Source organism: Psychrobacter sp. Sarcosine-3u-12 (genome assembly GCF_002836005.1).
Taxonomy (GTDB): domain Bacteria; phylum Pseudomonadota; class Gammaproteobacteria; order Pseudomonadales; family Moraxellaceae; genus Psychrobacter; species Psychrobacter okhotskensis.
Genome location: NZ_PJBY01000026.1, coordinates 1 through 1422, shown reverse-complemented (window position 1 = coordinate 1422; position 1422 = coordinate 1). Strand labels below are relative to the sequence as shown.

Below are 1422 nucleotides of genomic sequence, written 5' to 3'. Positions count from 1 at the left end.
TGAACTGACCCCCGAAACTTGGACAGTTTAAGTTTGCACCAAGGACTGAGTTCTGTACTCCACAGGGCTCAGTCCTTTTAGTTTAAGCTGAATTCTCTCATGATTATAATAATGCATATACTCATGAATCTGTTTCTCTAAATCTTCAATGGTTTTCGGCTTCTTAATATAAATCGTCTCACACTTTAAAGACCCAAAGAAGCTTTCCATCAATGCATTATCTAAACAGTTCCCTTTTCGGCTCATACTTTGCTTAATGTTATTCTCTTTAAGCGTATTCGCAAACGCTTTCATCTGATAATGCCATCCTTGATCTGAATGCAGCGTGAGCCGCTCGGTGCGCTTTGTTGGTATGCCCTTAAGCGCACAATCAAGCATCTGTTTGACCAAGTCATAGACAGGTCGTTTTGATAGCTGGTAGCTGACAATCTCATTATTAAAGCAGTCAAGTATCGGTGATAAATATAGCTTGTCATCGCCGACTTTAAATTCTGTAATGTCTGTCAGCCATCTGCGATTGGGCGCACCCGCCCGAAACTTGCGCTTGACTCTATTCTTAGCAATGACGCCGCACGCTCCTTTATAGGATCGGTACCTTTGTCGTCTGATTCTCGCTGTCAGCTTAAGCTGTCCCATCAGCCGTGCAATCAGTTTGTGGTTATGAATGAGACCCTCATTCTTAAGGGTTTGGGTGATTCGACGGTAACCATATCGACCTTTATGCTGATGATAGATATCACGGATGCGCTGTTTGAGTTCGGCGTATTTATCTTGACTACTAAGACTCGCCCTATGGTAGTAGAAACTACTCCGCGCAAGCTTTGCTATGCTGAGTAAGTCAGATAACGTGTGCTTTAGTCTCAATCCTTCGATGAGCCTTGCTTTGTCGCGGCTTGTTCCCTTTCCCGAAGCAAGGCATCGAGCTTTTTTAGATAGGCATTCTCCGCTCGTAGATATGCGTTTTCACGTTTGAGCTCTGCTAGTGTCTTTTCATTATCGGGTTTGTCTGTGATAGGAGAGGTCATGGGGTGACTACCTTTATATTTGGATGTGAGTCCAGACATACCATGGAGTCTGTAAGCTTTATGCCAGTGGCTAATAAGCGCAGGTGAGCTGATATTAAACCTAAGAGCGGTTTCAGATTGGCTTAATCCTTCTGCTAACATCACAGCGATCACTTTATACTTAAAGTCGCTACTGTATTTAGTTTTATTAGTCTTAGGTTTGATGGCGTCTATACCACTATGCTGATACTGCTGAACCCACTTAGATACCATTTTGTTATCAAGTCCAAACTTCTCACTTGTCGCACCGCTACTATGTCCTTGACGATAGTATGCTATGACTTTGATCTTAAAGTCTATGTCGTATTTCATAAAATAACCCCCAGAAGTTGTGTCCAACTTATGGGGGTCAGTTCAT

Annotated in this window: 2 protein-coding genes; both read right to left on the bottom strand. The window is 42.8% G+C overall.

Going from position 1 to position 1422, the window contains the following annotated elements; all coding sequences use genetic code 11:
• Positions 1 to 27: 27 nt before the first annotated feature.
• Positions 28 to 873, bottom strand: coding sequence for an IS3 family transposase (locus CXF65_RS00960; RefSeq protein ID WP_264754716.1), 846 nt, complete (start codon positions 871 to 873; stop codon positions 28 to 30).
• Complete coding sequence (locus CXF65_RS00955) at positions 861 to 1376, bottom strand: helix-turn-helix domain-containing protein (protein ID WP_101210720.1); 516 nt, start codon at positions 1374 to 1376, stop codon at positions 861 to 863. The genes CXF65_RS00960 and CXF65_RS00955 overlap by 13 nt, the downstream gene beginning before the upstream one ends.
• Positions 1377 to 1422: the final 46 nt, after the last annotated feature.

What these genes read in the sequence shown, in the direction of transcription:
- CXF65_RS00955 (WP_101210720.1), bottom strand. Translation starts at nt 1,376, where the DNA reads ATGAAATACGACATAGACTTTAAGATCAAAGTCATAGCATACTATCGT.